General features: G+C 61.7%; 3 protein-coding genes. All 3 read left to right on the top strand.

All coding sequences use genetic code 11. From position 1 onward, the window contains the following. Positions 1–799, top strand: a 799-nt coding sequence (locus ABYW26_RS13020) for an MBL fold metallo-hydrolase (RefSeq protein ID WP_372605335.1), incomplete at its 5' end; no start/stop codon positions are given. Between the two features lie 48 nt (positions 800–847). Continuing rightward, positions 848–2461, top strand: coding sequence for an FAD-dependent oxidoreductase (locus ABYW26_RS13015; RefSeq protein ID WP_372605334.1), 1614 nt, complete (start codon positions 848–850; stop codon positions 2459–2461). Between the two features lie 3 nt (positions 2462–2464). After that, positions 2465–2654: DUF2783 domain-containing protein (locus ABYW26_RS13010; RefSeq protein ID WP_372605333.1), on the top strand; the 190-nt coding region annotated here is incomplete at its 3' end.

Below are 2654 nucleotides of genomic sequence, written 5' to 3'. Positions count from 1 at the left end.
GGCCACGCCGCGTCTGGCGAATATGGTGGTCGAAAAGATCCGCACCGTCACCGACAAGCCGATCAGCCATGTCGTGCTGACCCATTACCACGCTGTGCGCGTGCTGGGCGCCTCGGCCTACGGCGCCAAGGATATCGTGATGAGCCAAAAGGCCCGTTCGATGGTGGTCGAGCGCGGGCAAGAGGACTGGGACAGTGAATTCCAGCGTTTCCCGCGACTGTTTCAGGGCCACGAAAGCATTCCTGGCCTGACCTGGCCATCGCTGACCTTTAACGACCGGATGACGATCTATCTGGGCAAGCGCCGGGTCGATCTGATGTTCCTTGGCCGCGCTCATACTGCGGGCGACATCGTGGCCCATGTGCCCGACGCCAATGTGATGTTCACCGGCGATATCATCGAATACCACTCGGCCTGCTATTGCGGCGACGGTCATTTCAACGACTGGCCCGCGACGATCGAGGCCATCCGCGCCTTTGATGTCGATGCGATTGCGCCGGGGCGGGGCGATGCCTTGATCGGGCGCCAGATGGTGACTGCGGCGCTGGATAACACCGCTGATTTCGTCGGCTCGACCTATCGTTCGGTTGCCCGTGTGGCGCAGGGCGGCGGCAGCCTGAAAGAGGCCATGGCCGCCTGCCGCGCCGCGTGCGATCCGAAATTCGGCGATTATGCGATTTATGAGCATTGCCTGCCGTTCAACGTCGCCCGCGCCTATGACGAGGCCTTGGGGATCGACACGCCACGGATCTGGACCGCCCAGCGTGACATGGACATGTGGCAGCAGCTTCAAGGTTAATCGGGCGACCGGATACGGGCCTCGGAACTGACTTCGGGAGGAGACAGAATGAACAAGATATTCGAAATTCCGCTTTACCCATACGCGCGCTGCGCCGATCAGGATGCGGCGGTGCCGGCGCGGCACAAGGTGGTGGTGATCGGCGCCGGGCCGATCGGCCTTGGCGCGGCGATTGATCTGGCGCAGCAAGGCATCGAGGTCGTGGTTCTGGACGACAACGACAAGGTCAGCTTCGGCAGCCGCGCCGTGTGCTATGCCAAGCGACCACTGGAAATTCTCGACCGTCTGGGCTGTGGCCATCCGATGGTGGAGAAAGGTGTCGAATGGAACCTTGGCAAAGTGTTCTTTGACGAAAGAAAGGTCTATGAATTCAACTTGTTGCCCGAAGGCGGGCATGAATTCCCGGCCTTCATCAACCTGCAACAATATTACTTTGAAGAATACATGGTGAACCGCGTTCGCGAGCTTCAGGCCGCTGGCGCCCCAATTGAATTGCGCGGTAATAACAAGGTTCTGTCAGTCGCGGATAAAGGCGATCACGTCGCGCTGTCTGTGGGCACGCCCGAGGGCGATTATGCGCTTGAGGCCGAGTGGCTGATCGCTTGCGACGGCGCGGGTTCGGCCACGCGGGCGATGCTGGGTCTGGATTTCGTCGGCCGGGTGTTCGAAGACAACTTCCTGATCGCCGACGTCATCATGGATGCCGAATTCCCGACCGAGCGCTGGTTCTGGTTCGATCCGCCGTTCAATCGCGGCCAGTCGGCACTGCTGCACAAACAGCCCGATGGCGTCTGGCGTATTGATCTGCAACTGGGCTGGGACATCGACAAGGAAAAAGAAAAGAAACCTGAAAACGTGATCCCGCGCCTGAAAGCCATGCTGGGCGACGATGTTCAGTTCGAACTGGAATGGGTTTCGATCTACACCTTCCAATGCCGCCGGATGGAGAAATTCCGCCACAACCGCGTGCTGTTCGCAGGCGATGCCGCGCATCAGGTCTCGCCCTTTGGGGCGCGCGGCGCGAATTCGGGTCTTCAGGACACCGACAACCTGTGCTGGAAACTGAAGCTGGTGATTGACGGCATTGCGCCCGACAGCCTGCTGGACAGCTATGATGATGAGCGCGTCTATGGCGCGGACGAGAATATCCGCAACTCGTCGCGATCGACCGATTTCATCACGCCCAAGTCGGCGATGAGCCGGGTTCTGCGCAACGCGGTGCTGGATCTGGCCGAGCAATATGAATTCGCGCGGCCGCTTGTGAATTCCGGTCGTCTGAGCGTGCCCTGCACCTATGATGGCTCGCCGCTGAACACGCCCGATGCACTGCCCGCCGCCCCGGCGCGCAGCCGTCCGGGCAGCCCCTGTGCCGATGTCAAACTGGGGCAGGGCTATCTGCTGCCGCAGCTTGGCGACCAGTTTACCCTGCTGACCATCGACGCGGATGCCCCCAAGGCGCTGGTGATCGAAGGTGTGCCGGTGACCCGTCTGGCGCTGTCGGCGGCGGATGATCCGACCGGCGCGCTGGCGGAACGCTATCTGGGGGACGCCAAATCGGCGGTCTACCTGATCCGCCCTGATCAGCACGTCGCCGCCCGCTGGGCCGGGTTTGACGAAACCGCGCTGGCCGCCGCGCTGCGCCGCGCCATTGGAAAGGCTTGAAGCATGAGCGACCTGATCCTGACCCCGAACATCCCCGGCGCCGATGATTTCTATGCCGAGCTTCTGACCGCTCACGAGGGCCTGAGCGACGCCGAAAGCGTTGCCTTCAACGCCCGTCTGGTGCTGATCCTAGCCAATCATATCGGCGACCGCGCCGTGATCTCTCAGGCGCTTGCCGCCGCTGCCCGTAAGG

The organism is Actibacterium sp. (assembly GCF_041584535.1).
In the GTDB taxonomy this organism is placed as follows: Bacteria; Pseudomonadota; Alphaproteobacteria; order Rhodobacterales; family Rhodobacteraceae; genus Actibacterium_D.
Note: the sequence above shows the minus strand (reverse complement) of the source record. Positions and strands in the feature narration are given on the sequence as shown.